Below are 22,911 nucleotides of genomic sequence, written 5' to 3'. Positions count from 1 at the left end.
CTACTCTTACGTTACTCTATATGACGGAACCTTTCATCAAAAGTCTGACAACCAATCCATGGACTGAACAAAATCTCCAGCAGCGGCATTTCAGCGAATTGTAAAAAACTGCAGCGACCCCCTTGGGAATGGCTGCAGCGCTAAAGTGTCTCTTTACAGGAAATGCCTTGATCCAGTTCAGCCCACATAATCAGAGCATCTTCACCCGTATCCTGGTAGTAACCGGGACGAATCCCACTCATTCGAAAACCCAGTTTTCGATATAGGGCAATGGCAGGATCATTGCTTTTTCTGACTTCCAGTGTCATGCGCAGCAGCCCCCGGCTGCAGGCATCTGCCATGAGGACACGCATGATGTTTTCTCCCCAATGCTGCCCCCGGTGATCAGGGTGAACGGCCACATTGGTGACATGGGCTTCATCAATGATGAGCCACATGCCTCCGTAGGCAGCGATTTTACCCGCCGCCACAGCCACCCGGTAAACTGCCAGCTGGTTTTTCAACTCCAGACGAAAAGCGTGATGAGTCCAGGGGGTGGTGAAGGATGCTTTTTCAATGTCAATGACACCGGGAATGTCTGTCGCTGTCATGGCTCGAATTTCTCCCTGTTCTGTCTTCATCTTCATTTTCCCGCCTTTTTCAGAAGTTCCTTTTGGTGATGGACTTTTTCCGCCTGGGAAGTGCGCAGATAAACCGGCTGTACCTTTGCCGGGTCAACTCCTTCACCCGCCTTCATTTTGAAAAGACCGCACTGGGCCAGGGCCGCAGCAGAAGGCATGGCGTGGATGGACAGGGCAAAAACCGCCCTGTCTCCCAGCACCCCTTTCAGGCGCTCCCGGTGGAGTGGCAGGGCATCACCGGTAAAGAGAATTGGCTTCTCTTGAGAAACCATTGATTCTGAAACAAGTGTTTCCAACAGTTCCTGAATATGCAACACATCCGGCGGCGTGATGATTTCCGGCGGTGCTTCACCACACCGGTGAAAGTGATAACCCGCCGTATAAACCAGATTCCGCTGGGCGTCCATCAGTGGCACCACCCGCCCCTGAAAGGGCGCCACCTGCCAGGCCAGTGTCTCCAGTGTGGACACCCCTGCAACGGGAAGATTCAGCGCCTGCGCCAGTCCTTTGACAGTGGCCACACCGATACGAATTCCCGTGAAAGAGCCGGGCCCTACAGAAACCGCCAGCCCTTCCAGGGACTCCATGGAACACTGACAGAGGGTCAGGAGTTGGTCCACCATGGGAAGCAGCTGTTCCGAATGGGTTTTACGGTGATTTAGCCGAATTTCACCCAGCAGCCGGCCTTCTTCTATGAGGGCTGCACCCGCAGCCATGGAAGTACTTTCCACAGCGAGAAGTTTCATGTGATTCCCAGCTCCTTCACCAGCGCGTTTCCAAAGGTCTCCGAAGGGGTGATGCAAATTTCGCGACGTCTGGCATCCAGCCACTTGATTTCGATCCACAGGTGTCGCTCAGGCAGGTACTCCTTTACCAGGTTGGCCCATTCGATGACACAGACACCCGCCCCCGAAAAATATTCTTCTGCTCCAAGGTCTCTGAACTCACTTGGTTTCAATAACCGGTAGACATCAAAATGATAAAGAGGCATATCACCCTCGTATTCCTGCACCAGGTTAAAGGTGGGGCTTGTGATGTTTTCCCTGATTCCCATGGCCTTTCCCAGGGCTTTGGTGAAAGTGGTTTTTCCTGCTCCCAGATCACCGGAAAGACAGACCACGTCTCCCGGCTTCAAAAGGGTTGCCAGCTTTGCCGCAATGGCTTCGGTCTGGCTCTGCTTCACAACTTTTCGACACATGCTCATGAACTGCTTCTCCTTCCAAAAAACCAAGGCGAGGGCTCCCGTATTTCCGGAAGCCCTGATGGTTTGGATCATTACTTTTTTCAGTATAGCACACTGGCGCATTTTGACAAGAGGATCCGGCCAGGGAAACTCATTTTTTCAGAAGGGGTGAAATGCGCTTGTAGAGTACCAGGGTCATTCCGGCGATCATAAGCCCCTTAAAAAAATTGAAGGGGGCGATGCCGTAAAGAACCAGGGTTTTCACATCGACAATGCGGGGGTTGATCACCGCACCCATTTCAATAATGGCTTCCAGGGGCATAAACTGGGAGTACATGGGAATCAGCACAAAATAGTTGGCAGAAGATCCCAGAACAGTCATGCAAACAGTGCCCACCAACATACCCAGCAGGGCATGTTTTTGATCTTTTTTGTAATGATAAATCAAGGCTGCCGGCACCACATAAAAGACGCCCACAATAAAATTGGCCAATTCTCCCACACCGCCAGACCAGCTTTTGGTGATAAAGTGAATCAGGTTTTTCACCAGCTGAATCAGAATACCTGCCACAGGCCCCATGGCAAATGCGCCGATGAGGGCTGGCAAATCACTGAAATCCACTTTTAGAAATCCTGGGAAGAAAGGAAGCCCAAACTCCAGAAACATTAACACATAGGCCATGACCGCCAGGGCCGATATTTTGGTCAACTGGCTGGTGGTCAGCCGGGAACGGGTGACAGGGGTTGCTTTTTCCACTTTTTCCATTGTTGTCCCTCCTGATTGTTTTCATAAAAAGAGCGCCTGGTCTTCAGGCGCCGATGCATGACAAGATTAACAAAAACACGTTCATCTTCTCCCATCCAGACTATACTGTCGGTACCGGAATCTCACCAGTTCAATCGCCACAGCGACTCGCGGACTTTACCGCCGGTCGGGAATTTCACCCTGCCCTGAAGACTTGTATGAAGCAGCACAGGCCGCCTTTGCTTTCATTATAAGGCAAGGCGGCCTTTCGTGCAACTATTTTTCTTTTTTCATGGTGAGTGCAATGCGTTGGCGCTTGAGATCCACACTGAGCACCCGAACTGTCACCACATCACCCACCGCCACCACATCAAGGGGGTGTTTCACAAAGCCATTCCGCAACTCAGAGATGTGCACCAGGCCGTCCTGCTTGACGCCGATATCCACAAAGGCACCAAAGTCGATGACATTGCGCACCGTACCGGTGAGCTCCATTTCCGGTTCCAGGTCTTCCATTTTCATGACATCGGTTCGAAACACCGGTTTCGGCAGTTCTTCCCGGGGGTCACGTCCCGGCTTTTTCAGCTCTGCCACCATATCACGGAGGGTGGGCAGCCCCATGTCCAGTTCTTTTGCCAGCGCTTCCAGTTTCAGGTCTGCCAATTTTTCTTCCAGCAGACTGCTTCGATCTGCTGCCAGATCAGCGGGGGTGAGGCCCACTTTATTCAGCAGCGCCTGTGCCTGGGGATAGGATTCCGGATGCACCGCCGTGTTGTCCAGGGGGTTTTTTCCCTGGCGAATCCGAAGAAAACCGGCACACTGGGTAAAGGCAGCCGGACCCAGGCGGGGAACCTTCAGCAGTTCTTTTCGGTCAGTGTATCCTCCATTGGCTTCCCGATGGGCCACAATGTTCTCAGCCACTGTTTTGCTGATGCCCGCCACATACTGTAAGAGGGAGGGCGATGCGGTGTTCACATCCACCCCTACCCGATTCACACTGTCTTCCACAACACCTGAGAGCCGTTCTTCCAGTTGCTTCTGGTTCACATCGTGCTGGTACTGGCCCACGCCGATGGCCTTGGGGTCGATCTTTACCAGCTCTGCCAGGGGGTCCTGCAAACGCCGGGCGATGGAAACTGCTCCCCGCAGGGAAACATCCATATCAGGAAACTCCTTTGTTGCCAGCTTAGAGGCCGAATAAACAGAGGCGCCTGCCTCGCTGACAATGGCATAGGCCACCGGGTGGGGGAAAGAGGGGATGAGGGAAGCAATGAACTGCTCTGTTTCCCGGGATCCGGTGCCGTTGCCGATGGCCATGGCGGTGATGCCATGGCCGGCCACCATGCGCTTCACTGTGGCGGCAGAGTTGACCATTTCATTCTGAGGAGGCACGGGGTAAATGGTGGTGGTCTCCAGCACCCGGCCGGTTTCATCCACCACCGCCAGTTTACAGCCGGTCCGATAGGCAGGGTCAATGCCCAGCACCCGTTTCCCAGTTACCGGTGGCTGCATCAGCAGGCCGGTCATGTTTTTGCCAAAAAGAACGATGGCGGCGGCTTCCGCCCTTTCGGTGAGTTCGTTACGCACTTCTCTTTCAAGGGAGGGAAGCAGCAGCCGTTTCCATGTATCAACAGCAACCTCCCGCAGGGTTTCATTGCGCGGATCGGTTTCTGACACCAGAAGCGCTTTTTCCAGCTGCGTCACTGCCACTGTTTCCGGAATCACCAGCGCCACTTTCAGAAACGCTTCTTTTTCGCCCCGGTTGACTGCCAACACCCGATGATCCGGTATTTTTTTCACCGGTTCCCGGTGGTCATAGTACATTTCATAGACTGACTCTGCCGTTTCATCCTTGGCTTTCACCGCCAGTTCTCCCTGCTGCCATAAGAGCCGCCGCAGTTTTTTCCGCAGCTCCGCTTCATCAGCCAGATCTTCCGCCACAATATCCATGGCACCCTGAAGGGCTTCCTCAGGTGTGTTGACCTCCTGTTCAGGGTTAAGATGCGCTGCGGCTTCTGTGAGGGGGTCGTGGCCGGGAACATCCCGGCTTTGCAGCCAGCCTGCCAGGACTTCCAGCCCTTTTTCCCTTGCAATGGTGGCCCGGGTGCGCCGCTTGGGCCGGTAAGGCCGGTAAAGGTCTTCGATTTCTGTCAGTGTGGTGGCTTTTGCCAGCTTTTCTTCCAGCTCAGGGGTCATTTCTTCCAGCTGGGTGATATGCCTGTGCACTTCTTCCCGCCGCTGCTGCAGGTTTTGCAGGTATGTTAACCGCTGATGAAGGTCCCGCAGCACTTCATCACTGATGCCTCCGGTCATTTCTTTCCGGTAACGGGCAATAAACGGTATGGTGTTGCCTTCCTCCAAAAGCGCCAGTGTTTGTGCCACCTGCGACGTTTTTAGATGAAATTCGCCTGCCAGTATTTGAACAAAATCCATCATGGTGTTCCCCCTTGTATTTGTTTGGATAGAATGATTTCAGTATAGCATATTTTTCGAAGAACGCAGCCGGGCTGGCCTTTTTGACTTCCAATAGAAATCAGCCTTTGACTCAGCTGTTGATATATCCATGCCGGTATCCACTGCTGAAAGCTCCGGCCCTGACGATGATCACGCCGAAAAGAAGACTGTCAAAGAAAACGTATTCAAGACTGGTTTCCCTCTTTCGACTATGGTAAAATGGATGTTAGTATAAAAATAACAGCAACGTTATCATTTATACTTACCATCAGGTGAACCGCCACTGCTGAGGCTGCTTTTCTTTTTCAGTTTCCCATTCCTCATTATTTAAATCCATCATGTTTCCCTAAGTCCTGTCATTCTTGTTGTTCTTGTTGTTCGCGCCCTTATTGGGCCCCTTACATAATGCTTGTGATATTTTTAGATGACTGAAGGAGGAAGACTATGCATAAGCTATTCAACAACCTGCGTATCACCCACAGCATCGCCGTGATTGTTTTGCTGGCGATCCTGTCCACTGCCTGGATTGGCTACAGCGGGCTTCAGGGAATGAACGCCATCAACCAGAATGTGGAGCGAATCAATGAAGAGGCGGTTCTCCGCACACAACTGGCCATGGAGCTGACCAATCAGCTGATGGTTGCCCGGCTGGAAATCGGTCGTCTGACGGCCTATGGTTACTTCCCCAGCGTGGCTGATGAAGTGGAGAAGTTAAACGAGTCCACCACTGCCCTTTTCACAGCTTACGGTGAAGGTATTCGACCAGATTCCAACCAACAAGTTCTTTTTGACACAGCCAAGCGAACTCACGGTGATTTTCTCAATACCTGGGCGACTTTCGCAGCAAGCCTGGAACAGCACTCGCGTCTCAGCCGGGAGGTTCGGGTAGCCCAAAGTGCCCAGGCACGAGCCGCCACAGCCGGCGAAGCGCCAACCGCCGAAGTGCCGGGAGACACCCAGACTGAGGGTGAACCGTTGGAAGGCATTGCTGAAACTTCCCCTCCTGAGGTTGATACAGCTGCCGAACCACCCCGGCAGACAGAGGCTTCACCTGCTGCCGCGCCTGAAGAAGGTGCCTCCGAGCAGGAACTGGAGCTGTTCGAGCTTCAATCATCCGTTGCCCAGCTTTCCGGCTCTCTGGAAACCATGGGCCGTTCCATGATCAACAACCTCTCCATCATCATGGACCAAGACCGTGAAATGGCCGGCGTTCTTTATGAGGACAGTCTGGCCATTCATCAGGCGAATGTGCGCAAAATCATCAGTATTACCTTCATTGCCGCACTGTTGCTGTTCTTTATTTCCCTTGTCGTCATGTTGATTATCCGTTCTTCTACCAAAGAAATTAGCAAGGTTTTTGAAGTGGTTGCCACCGGCGACTTTACTCCAGAGCTGGATGAGAACCAGAAAAATGAGTTTGGCTCCATCAAAAAAGCGCTGGCCATCACCTTAACCCGGGTTTCTGAAACCCTTCAGCAAACCAAGCAGAACATGGGGTATACTGATGAAAGTGCCCACTCCCTGGCAAAAATCTGCGATGATATGTCACTGGCTTCTCAGGAAGTGGCCACCTCCATTCAGGAAGTTGCCTCCGGCTCCAATTCCCAGGCAGAGGAACTGGCAGCCATCAGCCAGATTCTCGGTGATTTTGGACGGGAACTGGAGGGCACCGTGCAGGTCATTGAATCTGTCCAGTCAGATGCCGAAAAGACCGGCGAGCTGGTTTCTGTAGGCAGCAGTCAACTGAATGAGCTGGTGAGCTCCACCGCCATCATCGGCCAGGCCTTCAATGACATTGGCCAGCAGGTGCAGCAGTTGGATAAGCGTTTGCGGGAAATTGGAGACATCACCAATTCCATCAATCAAATTTCTGCCCAGACCAATCTACTGGCACTGAATGCTGCCATTGAAGCCGCCCGGGCAGGCGATGCCGGCAGAGGCTTCGCTGTTGTGGCTGACGAGGTGCGAAAACTGGCAGAGCAATCCAGCCAGTCTTCGGCTCATATCAACCAGTTGTTGGAAGGCATCGTTCACGAAAGCCATACCATCGTCAAAACCACCGCGGATAACATTCAGCAACTGAAAAAGCAGGAGGACGTGGTTCACAACTCCATTGATTCCTTCAAAGCCATCCTCAACGACATTACCAAAATGCCGCCAAAAATCAGTCAGGCAAGTTCCTCCATCAGTTCGGTCAACCGCAGCAAAGACTCCATTCTATCCAAAATTGACCATATTTCTTCCGTTGCCATGGATCAGTCAGCCATCGCCCAGCAAATCGCAGCCGCTTCTCAGGAGTCTTCGGCTTCGGTGGAAGAAATTGCATCAACCGCTCAGGTGCTGAACCAAATGACCCGGGAAACCACCGAGTTGTTGGATCAGTTCGTGACCCGTGAGCAGCTGCTGGAAAGACCCACCACTTATGAAGAAAAGACAGAGCAGGTCATAAGTCCTGCAGCGGCATATGACAAAAGCGATGCTTATCCGGCTTACCAGGATGACTCCATCAACCAGGATGACCAATATGACCCGGCTCGTTACGATGAGACAGCTTCCGACAGTTCTTTGGACAAAGAAGCGTCAGACAAGTTCCAATAAATGGCAGTGGATAGTTAACAGGGAATAGTGAATTGTTAACTTCAAAAGCGGCAAAGATCATTATACCACTGAGCTAAAGTGGCTCGTTAACAGGGAATAGTGATTTGTTAACTTCAAAAGTGACAATGTTAATTGGCAGTCAGCAGGGAGTATAACCAAAAGACCGGAGTAAGCGTGGGCCGCTTCTCCGGTCTTTTAGTTGGTGAAAAGTCGTCAGTTTTATTGAAGCGCTTCAGCCTTTGCCCAGCCGGTTCCCGCTGTTCATCACGCTTTCATTCAGAGTTCCCTTGCCATAGGTCATGCCTGCCACCACTGAGGGGCCTTGGGTGGCTGTCGGTGCTTCTGCCAGCTCTGGGTGCTTTGCCAGATGCTGCCAGCCATCCAGCAACGGCTTCAGTACCTTCTTAGCTTCTTCCAGCGGTTCATTTGCCTGCCGATTAGCCGCATCTGTCACCAGTTTGTTCATGTAGAGATAGATCTGCCGTGATTGAATGGCCACCTCTGAGTCACCCCAGAGGGTTGCCAGCAGTTCTCCCAAAATGGCACGCACCTTTTCCACAGCCGTTGTCAGTCGTTCATGATCACCGGAAGTCACAGCTTCAATGCCTTCACCCAGACGAATATTGATTCCCTCCAGCAGCATGACCACCAGATCGATGTCACTGGCTTGGGCTACCTGCTGCTCCAACTGTTCTTGCTCTGTCATCGTTAAACCTCCCCTGCTTTCCCATCAGTTCACGTCTATCGACGTTATCAACAATTCACATAAGAGCCGATCATCTCTTCTGATGATCGGCTCCATCGTTTTAAGTCATCATCAGCCACTGATTATCCCAGCAGCTGCAGCACCATCTGGGGCATCTGATTAGCCTGGGCCAGCATGCTGGTACCAGCCTGCATCATGATGTTCATTTTGGTGTATTCACTCATTTCAAGGGCCATGTCGGTATCTTCAATACGGGAAAGGGCCGCTGTCATGTTTTCCTGAGTGTTGTCCAGGTTGGCAGAGGTGTACTCCAGCCGGTTCTGAATGGCACCCAGCTCACCACGCAGCTGGGCCACTTTGACAATGGCGTTGTTGTAAACCGTGATGGCCGAAGTCGCATACTCCTCTGTTGACACATTCACTGCATATTGAATTGTGCGTTCTGATAAGCCATCAGTCACACCTGCAATTTCAATAAACGCAGCCCCAGTAACACCAGTATTTCCGTCCGGAGAATTTGAGCTAATTAATAACTTGTCCGCACGAATATCGCCCACCGACAGTCGGAATCCCTGCCCCTGGTTAGGACCTATTTGCAAGTTTGCCACAAATTCCTTTGGAGTTCCTTCGATGAATACAGCTTGTCCTGCAAAACCATCGACTTCGGCTTCGAGAATAACTCTATTCACTTTAGTACTCATCGTTGTAGTGAATACAGGTTTTTCACCAGTAGCTTCTCCTACTTGCTCTCTCAGTCTGATCGTTGCGCCTGTCCCGCCAGCAGTTTCAAATCGTGCCATAAGATCCGTATTTAGTGTTATGGCATTTCTCAAGTTGGCAGCAGTTTCTACAATCGTCGATCCAATCTCCACTTGTCCGGGATCACTTCCAAAGACAAATACCTGACCGCTAATTGTTACTCTATCTCCAGGTTCAGGAATATCTTGCAACTCAAACGAGTACACTCCTGGGACTTCAATAGCTTGAAACACCATAGGTGCCGCAAGATCAGGACTAGAAACTTGTGTCATACTGTTTTCAGTGATTGTAATTATGCCTCCAGTTGAAGTTACGGAAAATCTGCCATCTCTTTCTTCAATGATAGCAGCAAGAGAAGCTGCTTGCTGCGCAATAGTTCCTCCGGTAAAATCGCCACTCCCATCAGATTTGTACAAGTACACCTTTCCTCCGATGTTTATTCTGTCCCAGTCAGAAAAAGCGTCATCTATATCAAAACTATAAACACCAAGATTGCTATCTTCGGTTATGCTTGTTGTAGCATTCAATGTGCCTGTTGGGATTACCTCAAGCGGGGTGGCTCCAGTGCCTGCAATTCTAACTTCTTCAAGCTCAATAACACCGACTCCTCCAGGTGAGCTAGTGAATCTCTCTCCTAAAGAAGATGAATCGATGGCTAAACGAAGGTTTTCAGCAGTTTCGCCTAGATTAGCACCAATTATTATGTCATCTCCACCAAACACAAATTCAACTCCGGCTATGGTGATCGTATCTCCAGGTTGTGGGTTGGTGAGGAGACGAACCTCGTATTCTCCAGCTTGTCTTTCGACATCTTCATCGAAATTAGCAACCCCGCCGGTCCCTTTTTTTATGCTTGCAGTCTCTATATTCAAGAACAACCCGGGAATGGTGTCTTGTCTCACTTCCCCAACACCTACAAAATCCATGTCTGTGATGATATCAATGATTTCTTGTTCAGTTCTATATGCCCCTGCCGCCTTATTGAAAATATCAATTGGTCTGTTGGAACCTGTATAAGGAGCAACGTTACTATCGTAAAACTCAATTCTATTCTCTCCAATCGTTATGGTAGAGCCTGCTTCAGGAAGACCATTGAAATAAATGGATCCAGTTGCTTTTCCTGCGTCAATCTCTGCTGTTCCAGGAAATCTTCCTGCCTGGAGTCCATATGCTTCTAAAGCCTTAGTGGATCCTTCAATGGAAACACTACTGTTTCCACCAACTGTTGTAGTTCGAATCTCAAATATTCCTCTATTCTGATCTAGCCACACAGCTGACCCTAAATCACCAAGTGCATTATTAATAACTTCCAATCTTTGATCGAAACCGGCTTCCTCATCTACGCTATTCAATCGTACTGTTCTCGTCTGGCCGTCAATGATAATACTCAGTGATTCTGATTGAATGTCAACATCAGGCTTCATCATACCTTGAACACTAGCTGGTGCACCAGTGCTCATTCTATGTGTTATTGTATTTGAATCTGGAGCTTCATTGCCTCTCAATAGATTTCGTGTATTGAACTCGGTGCCATTGGCAATCCGGTTTACTTCAGAGGTCAACTGGTTCACTTCTGCCTGAATGGCAGCCCGGTCATCATCGGTGGTGGTGCCGTTGGCCGATTGCACTGCCAATTCCCGCATTCGCTGCAGCATGGCATGCACTTCGTTCATGGCACCTTCTGCCGTCTGAATCAATGAAATGCCGTCAAGGGTGTTCTGGCTGGCTTTTCGAAGTCCACGAATCTGGGTTTTCATTTTTTCACTGATGGCCATGCCGGCGGCATCGTCTTTGGCACGGTTGATGCGGCGGCCTGAAGACAGGCGTTCCATGGTGCCTGCTGCGCTGGTATTGTTACGGTTTAAAATTCGGTGAGCATTCAGTGCCGGTATGTTGTGATTGATTCTCATGGGTGATTCCCTCCACTCAATTTAATTTGATGTCTGAACCCTCCATGGTACTGACGCGGCGGTGATGCCCTCCGTGGCACTTTGCCGATGATCCTGAAGTGCTTTGTATGTGACAGTTGTTCACAGTCGATGGGGTGATGATGATTGGTTTCAACACCTATATCGACTGGAAATTCCACCAACTTTAGAGGTTGAAGCATTCTTTATAAATGTTTCTGCTGTTTTAGGGCTGCAAGCCCTTTTTCTTCATCCACCGACTCCACAAACACCAGAATCTGAGCCACAATATCATACAGCTCTGGGGGAATTTCTGTTCCCAGCTCAAACTGAAGCAATTCCTTCACCAGCCTTTCGTTTTCCACCACTGCCACCTGGTGATCTTCTGCCTGGCGGAGAATATTCTCAGCCACAATGCCCTTTCCCTTTGCGGTGATGCGGGGGGCAAAGTCTTTCTGCAAATCATAGCGCAGGGCTACAGCACTTTTCAATTTTGGCGATGACTTGGATTCCTTTTTCATGGAAGCGCCCCCTAAATCCGCAGATCAAGCCGGCCATGACGCACGCCCCGGAATGCCTGCAGGTCTTCGGCCAGGCTCATAAGATGCTGCTCTTCTTCCACCCGGTAGCTCAGGTCTTTGATTTCAAGGTCCAGAGCCGCCATCATCTCTTCCAGTTTTTCCCGGCGGGCGTCGATCCATTCTTTATCTTCCTGTCTGGCCACACCAATTTTCATGACGATCTTTTTGTACTTCACACCCACAAACACATTGAGATTTCCCATGTGCCGGGTGTCGAAGTTTAACAGCACTGTCATGTCCTGAGGGTCAATTTTTTTGTTCTTTCGCTGATTCATGAAATAAACCTGCAGGTTCTGCAACTGCCCCCCCAGCATGAAGGGCAACTGAAACACCGTATCTTCCCGGTTCAGCTGCTGCTGCAGCTCAAGGGAGTTGAGGAGACGCTCCCCTGCCTGACCCAGGCTTTCCCTGGCCTCCGGATTCATTTGCTGAAGTGCCGGCTCCAGTTCGCGGAGAATGCGGGCAGCATCCCGGTAAAGCTGCTCATCGGCGCCCTGTCCGCTGCGAAGCTGGCCAGTGGCCTGTTCCATCAAGCGGGAAAGCTGTTGGACTGCCTCCTGGGCATATCGGTTGCCGTTATTGCCCTCTTCTTTCAGTAAATCCATTATTTGACCCAGCAGCTGGCCTGTTTGATGGCGGTTTTGCAAAAAAAGATCCATTTGCTTCACTTCCTGCAGGGTGAGAGGGGTGGCGTTTTTAATCAAAAGAGACAACAGGCTTTCTTTCCGATCCGTCTCACCTGCCAGTGCCTGAAGGCTGCTGAGGGTTGTCGCCATCTTCTCCAGCTGGTATGTGGTGGGAGCTGTTGGCAGCACCGTTTCTTCTTTTGTTGTGGCTTTCAGGCTGTTCATCAGCTCTTCCAGGGATTGTTGCATCACCGGCGCGCCGCCCCTCTCAGGAGGAAGCATACCTTGCTGATTAAGGCGCTGTTCCACATCGTCTGCCAGCCGCATCAACTGCATCATTTCCTGAAGACTTTCCCGGTTCACGGGCATTTGCTGTGCCATGAGGGCGTGGGCCGCTGCCTTTAGAAGTGCTCCCGTCTCCGGGTCTGAAGAGGCGTGGGGAAACTGTTCGGTGACATGACGGTTCAGGAGCATTTCCATGCGCCCATCCATTTCCCGGGGCATGGTGATGTTCTCAAGTTGCTGGAGTTTATCTCCTGGCTGCCCCACGTTTTCTTTATCAGCCAGAAGATTTTCATTGGAGGATCGCCCCATCAGAAGTGTCATCTCCTGCCGGTAATTTTCCAGATCCATCTGTCCGCCCAGAAGCTGCAGCGTCAGTTTGAGGGCTTCCGGTGTCAGGGGCAGCTCATGCTTCATATGCAGAGCCAACACATCGGGAGTGAGTTGCTGCAAGAGCTGTAAGAGTTCTATTTTTTGAAATCCGGCCTCCAGGCTGCCACCACCTTCTGCCTGTTGGAGGGCCTGGGGCACCAGTTCCAGGAGAGGCTTTTCTTCCAGCGGTGTTCCTGTTGATGTTGGGTCAGCTGATGTCACCAACTGCCGGGCTTCGTCAAGGGTCATTTGTTGCAGGTTTTCCACCGCACCTCGCAAAGCGTACAGCTGACTCACCCGGGTTTCATCCAGAGGAAGGTGTTGCCGGCCAAGGGCCCGCAGAGCTTCCATATCTTCGTGGGCACCGCCGGCGGCCGGGGACATCCCCTGCTGTGCCAGGTACTGGGCCACCACCTGGTCTACCCGGGAGGGTTCTGCCATGGGAAGGGCTTCTTCTTTGCCTGCATCACCGGAAACTGTTCCTTCCAGCTGTTGAGTCTTCCACATTTCCTGGGTGGCAACCAGTTGCTGCAGGGTCATGGGCGCCTGGCGCCGCAGATGCAGGGCAGCCGTATCCAGGTTCATTTCCGAGAGCCTCCCCAGTGTCTGCGCCAGCCGCAGTGCCTGCTGGTCTGTTTCAGACAAACCGGTGAGGGTGATGCGTTCCGCCACAGGGCCCAGCTGCTCCAACCGAAGGGCTCCCCCCTGACGAATCAGCTGTGCCAGCTGTTTTTCATCCAGTTGCGACAGTTTTTCCAGTTGCTTTTCCAGCTGTTCCAGGGTAGCTTTCAGAGCCTCGGTGTTAGTTGCCGTGCTCCCTGTAGGTGTATCCGATGACTGTAAGACGGCTTCTTTGCCGGTTCCCTGTAAGGCTTCATGCTCTCGAATCCATTCCGCCAGCTGGCGAATGTCTTCTTTCTCAACCTGTATCCCGGCTTTTTCAAGGGCCGCCAGCAAATGACCGTCCAGTTTTTCTGCCACCAGCTGTACGGCAGCTTTCAGTGATTCCATCTGTTCCAAGGTGTCTCCGGTGACAGCCACTCCACCGGTGAGGAGGACGCCCGCTAGATGGATGCGTTCTTCAGTGACTTCCATCCCCTCTGCCTGCAAGTGCCGGCCGATCTCATCCGCCATTCTGGCCAGTTCAGCGGGGTGAAGCGCCGCAGGGGGCACGCTCACTGGGTCGCCATATCCCATTCCTGAACCAGGGGCAGCCGGAGGGGCCACCATGCCCTGACGAACGCCGCGATGAAGTTTATAGATATTTTCAAGACTGGGTTCAATTTTTCCCTTGAGTACTTCTGTCAGGGTTTCATCTTTCAGGTCTTTCAGCCCGAAGATTTTTTCCTGCAGGTTAATGAGCCGGTCCACCTGTTGACGGCTGATGGTGATTCCCTGCTTATCCAGTGCTTTGATGGCATCTGCCACGTCTTTTCCCATCTTCTGTCCGTAGATTTTTTGGGCTTGTTTTTCCGCCTCACTGGTGGTCATCTCTTTTTTCAACCCGAGAAATTTCAGAAAAGAAAATGTTTCTTTTTCCTCTGGCATTTCACGAAGGCGCTGAGCCAACTCCTGTAAGGAGGTGCGTTCAAGATCGATCTGCTGTTCCAAAAGCTTCAGGGCTTTTTCATGGGTCAGCTGACCTGTCACTTGCTCCAGTAAACTTTTGGCGGTGGTCAGGGCCATGAGATTGCCGCGGTTCACTTCCAGCCCAAACTTTTCCAGGTTTTCAAGTGCTTTTCGGGTATCCTCATTCACCGGCACCTGAAGGCGTTCCAGTAGTTTATCTGCAGGGTTGGCCGCTGTTTTTTCCTCAACCGTCTTTTCCTGAGGCATTTTTTCATCGGCTTTCTTTTCCTGGGTTTCCATCTGCTGGATCTGGCGCCGGTCGATGACCACTTTTTCACCTGGCTCCTGTTGAAGAGGTTCTTTCAGCAAGGCTTTTACCACCCGGGACTCAGAAACCATCACGCTGACTTCCCGGCCGTTTTTTTCCAGCAGCACGCCGGTGAGGGCTTGCCGGTTGTCAGGACGACCATAAGTGGGTTGTCGCACAGGCACATTGATTTTATCAAAAAAAGAGCTGATCATGGGCTTTTCTCCTTTGTCAGTTTATCAGTTGGTTCATTGGTTGGTTCATGAAGCATTGATGGATGCACCCATCGATTGCAGTGATATCCTGTTGTTCTTCATCCATTTCGAAGAAGTTTCATGAATAAGTTGCCATAAAGAAATCTTCATGATTAAGTTTCTATAAGGTTATCGACACGGGTTCGTCTTCTCTTAACCGGCAACCGGTGATTCCTCTGATGGGACAGCGACAATCCCTCTCATTCATTACCATGAAAAGAACTGCCCCACCTCTTAAGATTTATGGCCATTACGCCGATTGATATGTTGAAGAGATTCATGACGCATACCCCACCATGTCACCATTGTGGTGAGTTAATAGAGATGGAGCGATTCCCATGGTATCACGCATTGAACAAGCCATGCCCAAAGAAGTAATCTCACGGCCGGAAGTCCTTGAGCAGGAACATCTGAAACCTGCCCAGCGGGTCTTTATGGAAAAGCTGGATCATGTGAAATCTGAGCATGTACGGGAGCACTTGCAAGACCTCTACGGAAAAATCACCGCCCAGGCGGAAAAAATCGGCGAGCGCCTTTATTTGAACGACGTGCTTCACTACAAGAAACTGGTGAAAGAGTTTCTGGATGTGGCTTCCAAGAATTCTCACCAGTTTTCAAAGCAGAATTTTCTCGACCGCCGGGGGCGGCACCGGGTTTATTGTATTGTGAAAAATGTGGACCGGGAGCTGGACGAACTCACTAAGGAATTTCTGGATCAGGAAACAGACCGTATCAAAGTTTTAAAGCGTCTGGATGACATACGAGGGCTCCTGCTGGATATCATGATGTAAACATCCTATCGATAAAACCCGCCGAATCTCCTGGCGGGTTTTCTGTGACATATCTTTGTCCACAGGTTTTATGACATGCTCTTTCATTGGTTATGAAACCATGCAATAAGCGGGTGGCTGTCCAAGAGCTTGGACAGCCACCCGCTTATTATTAGTTTGGAAATGAGATGCACCAAATGATTGAAGCAGCGGTTTATTCTTTGGAGAACATGCGTGCACTGCTGGGCAAGGGAGTTTCTTTTATCTTTTTGTTTAAAAAAAACCAGCCGCCGGCAACATGATCCAGCTCCTCTTCATTCAATTCTCCCATCTGGTTGAATACTTCCTCCACCAAGGCCATTTCCTCGGCAGTCAATTGGATTCCCTGGTCTTCCGCCAGTTTTTCAACCTCTTCAATTGTCTGACACTTGGCCAACTGTTCTTGTTGCGCTTCAGTGAACTTTTCCAACAACTGTTCCATTGACATCAATTGCGCCTCCTCATTCATTTATTCATTCATTTAGTGAACAACTGCTGAACACCCCGCTTTTAGAGAGTATCCTGCAATGAAATCCTTTGATGATAATGCACATAGCATCAGGCCTTCATCTGTTCCCGCAAGTAACCGTATATAAAGGGATCCAGATCCCCATCCATGACACCGTACACATTCCCCACTTCCACATTGGTGCGGTGATCTTTCACCATGCTGTAGGGATGGAACACATAGGAACGAATTTGACTTCCCCAGGCAATCTGGCTGTAGTCTCCCTGAAGCTCCTCGATTTTTTCTTTGTTCTCTTCTATTTTCAGCTCAATAAGCTTGCCTTTCAGCACTTTCAGAGCTGTTTCCTTATTGGAATGCTGTGAACGCTGGTTCTGGCACTGCACCACAATTCCCGTGGGGATATGGGTGATCCGCACCGCCGAATCCGTTTTATTCACGTGCTGGCCTCCGGCACCACTGGAACGGTAGGTGTCGATACGCAGGTCTGACACCTGAATGTCCACTTCCACCGTATCGTCCAACTCAGGCATGACATCCACCGAAGCAAAGGAGGTGTGTCGTTTGCCGGCAGTGTCAAAAGGAGACAGCCGTACCAGCCGGTGAACCCCCTTTTCCGCCTTCATATAGCCATAAGCATTTTCTCCCTTAACGGTAAAAGTAACGCTCTTAATGCCGGCTTCCGGGTCATTCTGAAGGTCGTAGACATCCAGCCCGTAGCCGCTGGCATCTGCCCACCGGGTGTACATGCGGTACAGCATTTCTGCCCAGTCCTGGGCGTCCAGTCCGCCAGTGCCGGCATGAATGGAGACAATGGCGTTCAAGTGATCGTACTCACCGCTAAGGAGGGTTTTCAGCTGGATGGTTTCCACCTTTTTTTTAAGGCCTTCCAGCCCTTTCACAAAATCTTTTTCAAACTCCGACTCCCCTTCTTCCAAAAAGTACAGCAGGGTCATCAGATCATCGTGGGCCTTTTCCAATCCCTGGTATTCCGCCACCTTGTTCTGGAGGTTCTTGCTGGTTTTCAGCACCTCCTGGGCAATGTCGGGATCATCCCAAAAGCCAGGGGATGCCATTTTCAGTTCCAGTTCTTCCATTCGCTGCTGCAGACCTGGGACGTCAAAGAGAAGCCCCCATTTCAGTGATGTTTTCTTTCAGCTCCTGCACCTCTGCCCGGAGATTTTCCAAATTCAGCATCATTTCACCTTCCTTATTGTTACGCTTCTATTGTTAAGCACCGCAACACTTTTTGTATTTTTTACCGCTGCCGCAGGGGCAGGGATCGTTGCGACCCACTTTCTCTTTATTCACCACGGTACCAGTGCCGGAAACGCTGCCGTCACCACCGGGAACAGGATTCACCTTGACCACTGCTTTTCGCTGCACCACCGCATCTTTTTGGAGATGAAAGAGCACTTTCACCGTCTCTTCCTGAATGTTGCGGATCATCTCCTGGAACATGTCAAAGCCTTCCTTCTGGTAAGCCCGCACCGGGTCTTCCTGCCCGATGGCCCGGAGACCAATCCCCTGTTTCAGCTGATCCATGGCGTCGATATGGTCCATCCACTTGGTGTCCACCACCCGGAGCATCAGGATTCGCTCAATTTCACGAAGGCGTTCGGAACTGATTTCCTGCTCTTTCACCTCATAATGAGCCAGGCAGTGCTGCAGAATTTCTTCCCGCAGCCCCTGCTTAGTCAGGGATTCCACGTCTGAAGCATTGTAGAAGGTTTCCAGGCCGAACTGGGCTTGGAGATGCCGGTTCAGATCCTCCAACTGCCACTCTTCCGGGTATTCGCTGTTGGCGGTATACAGATCCAGAGCGTTGTCGACGATGGTTTCCACCATGGCCAGGATTTGATCCCGCATGTCTTCCCCATCCAGCACCTTGCGACGTTCGTTGTAGATGACTTCACGCTGTTTGTTCATCACGTCATCATACTGGAGCACATGCTTTCGAATGCCAAAGTTGCGGCCTTCCACTTTTTTCTGTGCATTTTCAATGGATCTGGACAACATGCCGTGTTCAATGGCCATGTCGTCTTCCAGTCCCAGTTTTTCCACCAGTCCCTGCATCCGCTCACCCCCGAAAAGACGCATGAGATCATCTTCAAGAGAGATGAAGAAGCGGGAAGAACCCGGGTCTCCCTGCCGGCCGGCACGGCCCCGCAGCTGGTTGTCAATACGCCGGGATTCATGACGTTCGGTTCCGATAATATGCAGGCCGCCGGCGGCAATGACTGCCTGGTGCTCTGTATCGGTTTCCTGTTTATACTGCTGATAAAGCCGCTCATACTCCCGGGCAACGGCCTGTATTTCAGGATCGTCGGGGATGGTGAGGGCTGTGACAGCCGCCAATACTTCATCGTCAATGCCTTTCGCCTTCAGATCCCGCTTTGCCAGAAATTCCGGGTTACCCCCAAGCAGAATGTCTGTACCGCGGCCAGCCATGTTGGTGGCGATGGTCACCGCACCTTTGCGGCCTGCCTGGGCCACAATTTCGGCTTCACGCTCGTGCTGTTTGGCATTAAGCACTTCGTGCTTCACGCCTTTCTTCTGCAGCATGCGGGAAATAAGCTCAGACCGCTCAATGGAAATGGTACCCACCAGCACCGGCTGACCCGTGGCATGGTGTTCAATGATTTCTTCCACCACCGCCGCGTATTTTCCCGGTTCATTCTTGTAAATGGCATCGGCATGGTCTTCCCGCACCACCGGTTCATTGGTGGGAATCTCCACCACATCCATGCCGTAGATGGCCTTGAATTCTTCTTCTTCCGTTTTGGCAGTACCTGTCATACCGGCAATTTTCTGGTACATACGGAAATAATTCTGGAAAGTGATGGTGGCCAGGGTGCGGGATTCCCGGCGGACATCCAGACTCTCTTTGGCTTCAATGGCCTGGTGCAGCCCGTCACTGTACCGGCGGCCAAACATGAGGCGTCCGGTGAAGTCATCCACAATGATCACTTCGCCGTCTTTCACCACATAGTCTTTGTCACGTTTCATCAAATTATTGGCTTTCAATGCCTGGTTGATGTGGTGGGAAATTTCCATGTTTTCCGGATCTGACAAGTTTTCAAGGGAAAAATGCTTTTCAGCAACTTCAACCCCTTCTTCTGTCAGGGCCACCGAATTTGCTTTTTCATCCACATTATAGTGGGTTTCGTTTTTTAACCCCCGCACAAAATGGTCCACCAGGGCATAAAGCTGAGTGGACTTTTCGCCTTCCCCTGAGATGATGAGGGGGGTGCGGGCTTCATCAATGAGGATGCTGTCCACCTCATCCACAATGACATAGTTGAGCTCCCGCTGCACCATGTTGTCCTTCTGGATCACCATGTTATCTCTTAGGTAGTCGAACCCAAACTCATTGTTGGTACCGTAGGTGATATCGGCTTCGTAGATGGCTTTTTTTTCTGCCGGAGACAGACCGTGCACGTTGACTCCCGTGGTCATTCCAAGAAATTCATAAACCTTACCCATCCATTCGCAGTCACGGCGGGCCAGATAATCATTCACTGTCACCACGTGAACCCCTTTGCCTGACAGGGCATTGAGATATACCGGCAGGGTGGCCATCAGGGTTTTCCCTTCACCGGTTTTCATTTCTGAGATGCGTCCCTGATGAAGCACTATACCACCATACAGCTGTACCGGGTAATGCTTCAGCCCCAGCACCCGCCAGGCGGCTTCGCGAACAGTGGCAAAGGCTTCAGGTAAAAGGTCGTCCAGGGTCTCTCCCTGGGCCAGCCGTGCTTTAAACTCAATGGTTTTTGCCCTGAGGGTTTCGTTGCTCATGGCTGTAAAGGTGCTGTCAAGGGCTTCAATTTTTTTCACCAGCGGATCCATGCGTTTTAACTCCCGCTCGCTGTAAGATCCGAACACTTTTTCAAATAATGCTTTCAAATTCTTTCACCTCGTTTATGAATTGGTGGCGCTTGCTATCGCCAGATTTTTCCCTTGTGGTCAATCCGAATGACCCGGGCTTTTTGATAATGGCCGTCTCCCATGAGCAGGCTTTGAATCCACACGAAAAGACCCATCGATATCACCAGATCACCGATGGAAAACACCTGGCGAATGGGATAGGCGGCAGGCGGCGTGAGGCGCTTACCCAAAAATGCCAGCCATCCGCCGGGGCCCTCTGTCAGTTGATATTGCACCAGCCGTCCTGACTGAATCAGTTCTAACCGGTTGGCGAAGCCGGCTCTTTCAAGGGCCTCAACTGCAATGGGCACTGTGCCGTCATTGAGAAAGATCACGGCAAAATTCAGCAGGCTCCCCAGAATCAGCAGCCACACCGCCTTGTTATTCAAATTAAAAAACAATGCAATGAATAGAAGACCATAGCTGACGGCATAAAACACCAGCCTGAAGTCCAGAAACAGCCGGCTTCCTGCCAGCATCATAAACGACAGGGCAGCCTGAATCAGAAAAGCCAGTACCAGTAGTGCCGACATACGTATGTGGGCGCTGCGCAAACTTTTCAGATTGCCGCCGCGGAACAGGCCGATGGCAATGCCCAGCAAGAGGGCTTCGATGAACATTCAATCACTTCCTTCGATGTGATTCCAACAATGTTTCACTGATATTTACCTTAATCAGATAGACGGATGAAACCCATCTTTGTCTGCGAGTACCATTATATCAGTTATTGTCACAGAAAAAAACAATCCCCGCCGGAAAAAGGGCGGGGATTGTCTATTTATTCATCATCGGCGACGAAAACTGAGGGTGCTTATTCCACATTGGGTTCAATCAGCCCATAGTTACCGTCACGCCGTTTATAAATCACATTCACTTCATTGGTCTCATCATTGGCAAATACAAAGAAGCTGTGACCCACCAACTCCATTTGAAGAATGGCTTCCTCATGATTCATTGGCTTCACCGGGAATCGTTTGGTCTTGACAATGCGAGCCTCAAAGCTGTCATCCGCTTCATCCATGGGGATATTTTCAAACCGGATGGTTTCATAATGATTGATCCGGTTACGCTCCAGTTTGGTCTTGTGCTTTCTCAGCTGGGCAGCCAGCTTATCCACCACTTTATCCATGGTGTTGTACATGTCGATGGTGGCTTCCTCAGCCCGCAGCACTGATCCGCTGATGGGAATGGTTGCCTCCATGATCTGCCGTTCCTTTTGTACCGAGAGGGTGACTTTCGCCTCAGCCTCCTTACTGAAATATTTGTCCAGCTTCTCCATTTTAGCCACAATGGTATCTCGCAAAGCATCTGTCACATTGATGTTTTTTCCGGTAACCGTTACTTTCATCACTCCAGCCCCTTTCCCTATTAATTTCTCATGCCGGCTGTCTTTTCTCAAGTGTCCGGCGATGCCGGTAACTGACGCATCCGCCCCAGTTGCGAGGTCGGAATGGTGTTAATTGATGGGGAGGATGGTATGATTCTATATACCCGATTCCTCATGGGCAAAACAACCGGAAAACTGATCACCGCACAATTAAGTCGAATAACCTGCCAATCCCATGGTTATATCCCCAGTCAACTACCGAAAAATTCTTGCAGGAACTTTTTTCCCGAAGCATGTCACAACTTAGCAATAAGACTGTGGATAAAAAAAGAAAAGTATGTTCCCTCTTGACATGGAAAGCATTGATTTTACACATTCTTAACAAAAAACAGCCTTTTCTGTGGATAACTCTTAAGAATTGTGGATAAAGCTCACCCCGCCCTGTGGATAATGTGGGTAAGTCTGTTGATAAGTTGAAAACAGTGCATTCTTATATCTGCAGGCTGTGTGAAATCATCCCCAAAGTCATGATGAAAAAAAGACCATCCGCCGCGGGTCACAAATAAGTTCCTCAGGTCCTATAGCTCTTCTTTTTCAACGGGTTCGAAGGATTTTGCCGGGAAACGTTTTTTGCCGCCTTCCCACTGGGCACTGATCACTCCCGAAACAGCCATCAGCTCACCGAAGAATTTTTTGCCGGTATATTTTGCCGGCAGTTTAACGGCAAAGTAAGCTTCTGTCACAATGCCAACACCTTCTTCTTCATCATCAGATTCCAGTTCTTCCTCCGACACCATGCGAATGTCTTTAATGAGAATACTGTTATTACCCATGATCTGACCAATATCACCTATCAGGCCGGGCCGTTCGTAGAACTGTATGATTAAGACGCGGTATTTCTTCTTAAAGAACTTTTTTTCCAGAAGGCCAAGGCTGCGCAGGGTAAAAAGAACCACCACTGCTGTCACCAATCCACCAAGATAAAAGCCGTTGCCGATGGCCAGACCAATGCCGCCACAAACCCAAAGACTTGCAGCAGTGGTGAGTCCACTGACTTTATTCTCTGTTCTCAGAATGGTTCCCGCACCCAGAAAACCGATCCCGCTGACCACTTGCGCTGCCAAACGGGCGGGATCGCCCCTGTCGGCGGCGGTGAGGTGGGTGAAACCATACATGGAAAGCAGCATAATCAAAGCAGCGCCAACAGTGACAAGCACATGGGTTCTAAGACCTGCCGGCCGGTTATTAGCTTCCCTTTCCATGCCAATAAAACCTCCGATGACGGCTGAGAGCACCAGGCGAAGTATCAGTTCAGTTGTGGCAATCAAGGTCAGTCCCCCCTTCATTAAGTATACTATAACAGATCTGGCCGAAATGAATCTCTTTGCTCAAAAAAACCGTCTGCCATCATCTTCT

General features: G+C 50.6%; 17 protein-coding genes and 1 riboswitch. Of the genes, 2 read left to right on the top strand and 15 right to left on the bottom strand.

Going from position 1 to position 22,911, the window contains the following annotated elements; genetic code table 11:
- Nucleotides 1-140: 140 nt before the first annotated feature.
- The 5 genes from rimI to AAIG11_RS15445 all read right to left on the bottom strand — a co-directional run bounded on the left by rimI (nt 141) and on the right by AAIG11_RS15445 (nt 4,981).
- On the bottom strand, nt 141-620 hold the full coding sequence (rimI, locus tag AAIG11_RS15465) for a ribosomal protein S18-alanine N-acetyltransferase (protein ID WP_343187132.1): 480 nt from the start codon (nt 618-620) through the stop codon (nt 141-143).
- Between the two features lie 2 nt (nt 621-622).
- Complete coding sequence (tsaB, locus tag AAIG11_RS15460) at nt 623-1,366, bottom strand: tRNA (adenosine(37)-N6)-threonylcarbamoyltransferase complex dimerization subunit type 1 TsaB (protein ID WP_343187131.1); 744 nt, start codon at nt 1,364-1,366, stop codon at nt 623-625.
- Nucleotides 1,363-1,824, bottom strand: a complete 462-nt coding sequence (gene tsaE, locus AAIG11_RS15455; RefSeq protein WP_343187130.1) for a tRNA (adenosine(37)-N6)-threonylcarbamoyltransferase complex ATPase subunit type 1 TsaE — start codon at nt 1,822-1,824, stop codon at nt 1,363-1,365. The genes tsaB and tsaE overlap by 4 nt, the downstream gene beginning before the upstream one ends.
- 130 nt (nt 1,825-1,954) lie before the next feature.
- Nucleotides 1,955-2,569: an ECF transporter S component gene (locus AAIG11_RS15450; RefSeq protein ID WP_343187129.1), complete on the bottom strand. Its 615-nt coding sequence runs from the start codon at nt 2,567-2,569 to the stop codon at nt 1,955-1,957.
- Nucleotides 2,570-2,648: 79 nt separating this feature from the next.
- A riboswitch (FMN riboswitch) is annotated at nt 2,649-2,766 on the bottom strand.
- Between the two features lie 58 nt (nt 2,767-2,824).
- Nucleotides 2,825-4,981, bottom strand: coding sequence for a Tex family protein (locus tag AAIG11_RS15445; protein ID WP_343187154.1), 2,157 nt, complete (start codon nt 4,979-4,981; stop codon nt 2,825-2,827).
- Nucleotides 4,982-5,446: 465 nt separating this feature from the next.
- On the opposite strand from AAIG11_RS15445, the gene AAIG11_RS15440 reads away from it, so the two are divergent.
- Complete coding sequence (locus AAIG11_RS15440) at nt 5,447-7,600, top strand: methyl-accepting chemotaxis protein (protein WP_343187128.1); 2,154 nt, start codon at nt 5,447-5,449, stop codon at nt 7,598-7,600.
- 232 nt (nt 7,601-7,832) lie between these two features.
- Here the strand turns inward: AAIG11_RS15440 and AAIG11_RS15435 are convergent, their stop codons facing one another.
- The 4 genes from AAIG11_RS15435 to AAIG11_RS15415 all read right to left on the bottom strand — a co-directional run bounded on the left by AAIG11_RS15435 (nt 7,833) and on the right by AAIG11_RS15415 (nt 14,924).
- Nucleotides 7,833-8,306, bottom strand: a complete 474-nt coding sequence (locus tag AAIG11_RS15435; RefSeq protein WP_343187127.1) for a flagellar export chaperone FliS — start codon at nt 8,304-8,306, stop codon at nt 7,833-7,835.
- A gap of 122 nt (nt 8,307-8,428) precedes the next feature.
- On the bottom strand, nt 8,429-10,975 hold the full coding sequence (locus AAIG11_RS18200; RefSeq protein WP_425499429.1) for a flagellin N-terminal helical domain-containing protein: 2,547 nt from the start codon (nt 10,973-10,975) through the stop codon (nt 8,429-8,431).
- 203 nt (nt 10,976-11,178) lie between these two features.
- Complete coding sequence (locus AAIG11_RS15420; protein WP_343187126.1) at nt 11,179-11,493, bottom strand: EscU/YscU/HrcU family type III secretion system export apparatus switch protein; 315 nt, start codon at nt 11,491-11,493, stop codon at nt 11,179-11,181.
- Nucleotides 11,494-11,504: 11 nt separating this feature from the next.
- The gene (locus AAIG11_RS15415) at nt 11,505-14,924 is read right to left on the bottom strand and encodes a DUF6240 domain-containing protein (RefSeq protein WP_343187125.1); all 3,420 of its coding nucleotides are present in this window, start codon (nt 14,922-14,924) and stop codon (nt 11,505-11,507) included.
- 377 nt (nt 14,925-15,301) lie between these two features.
- On the opposite strand from AAIG11_RS15415, the gene AAIG11_RS15410 reads away from it, so the two are divergent.
- Nucleotides 15,302-15,754 carry a YaaR family protein gene (locus AAIG11_RS15410; protein WP_343187124.1) on the top strand — a complete coding sequence of 151 codons (453 nt, stop codon included), beginning with the start codon at nt 15,302-15,304 and terminating at the stop codon, nt 15,752-15,754.
- Between the two features lie 193 nt (nt 15,755-15,947).
- On the opposite strand, the gene AAIG11_RS15405 is transcribed toward AAIG11_RS15410, so the two are convergent.
- The 6 genes from AAIG11_RS15405 to AAIG11_RS15380 all read right to left on the bottom strand — a co-directional run bounded on the left by AAIG11_RS15405 (nt 15,948) and on the right by AAIG11_RS15380 (nt 22,823).
- Nucleotides 15,948-16,220, bottom strand: a complete 273-nt coding sequence (locus AAIG11_RS15405) for a hypothetical protein (protein WP_343187123.1) — start codon at nt 16,218-16,220, stop codon at nt 15,948-15,950.
- Between the two features lie 110 nt (nt 16,221-16,330).
- Nucleotides 16,331-17,435 (bottom strand): peptide chain release factor 2 gene (gene prfB / locus AAIG11_RS15400; protein ID WP_343187122.1). Its coding sequence is split into 2 segments (ribosomal slippage): nt 16,331-17,359 and nt 17,361-17,435, totalling 1,104 coding nucleotides; the frame shifts between segments, so codons are not numbered across the junction.
- Between the two features lie 33 nt (nt 17,436-17,468).
- Nucleotides 17,469-20,147 carry a preprotein translocase subunit SecA gene (gene secA, locus AAIG11_RS15395; RefSeq protein ID WP_343187121.1) on the bottom strand — a complete coding sequence of 893 codons (2,679 nt, stop codon included), beginning with the start codon at nt 20,145-20,147 and terminating at the stop codon, nt 17,469-17,471.
- A 35-nt stretch (nt 20,148-20,182) separates the two neighbouring features.
- Nucleotides 20,183-20,788, bottom strand: coding sequence for a DUF5317 domain-containing protein (locus tag AAIG11_RS15390; RefSeq protein WP_343187120.1), 606 nt, complete (start codon nt 20,786-20,788; stop codon nt 20,183-20,185).
- Nucleotides 20,789-20,979: 191 nt separating this feature from the next.
- Complete coding sequence (gene hpf / locus AAIG11_RS15385; RefSeq protein WP_343187119.1) at nt 20,980-21,516, bottom strand: ribosome hibernation-promoting factor, HPF/YfiA family; 537 nt, start codon at nt 21,514-21,516, stop codon at nt 20,980-20,982.
- Between the two features lie 557 nt (nt 21,517-22,073).
- A complete protein-coding gene (locus tag AAIG11_RS15380) occupies nt 22,074-22,823 on the bottom strand; it encodes an MgtC/SapB family protein (protein ID WP_343187118.1) in 750 nt (249 codons plus the stop codon).
- Nucleotides 22,824-22,911: the final 88 nt, after the last annotated feature.

The organism is Anoxynatronum sibiricum (assembly GCF_039414295.1).
Taxonomy (GTDB): domain Bacteria; phylum Bacillota; class Clostridia; order Peptostreptococcales; family Tindalliaceae; genus Anoxynatronum; species Anoxynatronum sibiricum.
This window is presented reverse-complemented; position numbering and strand designations above follow the sequence as displayed.

What these genes read in the sequence shown, in the direction of transcription:
- hpf (WP_343187119.1), bottom strand. Translation starts at nt 21,516, where the DNA reads ATGAAAGTAACGGTTACCGGAAAAAACATCAATGTGACAGATGCTTTG.
- AAIG11_RS15405 (WP_343187123.1), bottom strand. Translation starts at nt 16,220, where the DNA reads ATGTCAATGGAACAGTTGTTGGAAAAGTTCACTGAAGCGCAACAAGAA.
- AAIG11_RS15420 (WP_343187126.1), bottom strand. Translation starts at nt 11,493, where the DNA reads ATGAAAAAGGAATCCAAGTCATCGCCAAAATTGAAAAGTGCTGTAGCC.
- AAIG11_RS15445 (WP_343187154.1), bottom strand. Translation starts at nt 4,981, where the DNA reads ATGGATTTTGTTCAAATACTGGCAGGCGAATTTCATCTAAAAACGTCG.
- AAIG11_RS15415 (WP_343187125.1), bottom strand. Translation starts at nt 14,924, where the DNA reads ATGATCAGCTCTTTTTTTGATAAAATCAATGTGCCTGTGCGACAACCC.
- AAIG11_RS18200 (WP_425499429.1), bottom strand. Translation starts at nt 10,975, where the DNA reads ATGAGAATCAATCACAACATACCGGCACTGAATGCTCACCGAATTTTA.
- AAIG11_RS15440 (WP_343187128.1), top strand. Translation starts at nt 5,447, where the DNA reads ATGCATAAGCTATTCAACAACCTGCGTATCACCCACAGCATCGCCGTG.
- AAIG11_RS15410 (WP_343187124.1), top strand. Translation starts at nt 15,302, where the DNA reads ATGGTATCACGCATTGAACAAGCCATGCCCAAAGAAGTAATCTCACGG.
- tsaE (WP_343187130.1), bottom strand. Translation starts at nt 1,824, where the DNA reads ATGAGCATGTGTCGAAAAGTTGTGAAGCAGAGCCAGACCGAAGCCATT.
- AAIG11_RS15390 (WP_343187120.1), bottom strand. Translation starts at nt 20,788, where the DNA reads ATGTTCATCGAAGCCCTCTTGCTGGGCATTGCCATCGGCCTGTTCCGC.
- rimI (WP_343187132.1), bottom strand. Translation starts at nt 620, where the DNA reads ATGAAGACAGAACAGGGAGAAATTCGAGCCATGACAGCGACAGACATT.
- tsaB (WP_343187131.1), bottom strand. Translation starts at nt 1,366, where the DNA reads ATGAAACTTCTCGCTGTGGAAAGTACTTCCATGGCTGCGGGTGCAGCC.
- AAIG11_RS15435 (WP_343187127.1), bottom strand. Translation starts at nt 8,306, where the DNA reads ATGACAGAGCAAGAACAGTTGGAGCAGCAGGTAGCCCAAGCCAGTGAC.
- AAIG11_RS15450 (WP_343187129.1), bottom strand. Translation starts at nt 2,569, where the DNA reads ATGGAAAAAGTGGAAAAAGCAACCCCTGTCACCCGTTCCCGGCTGACC.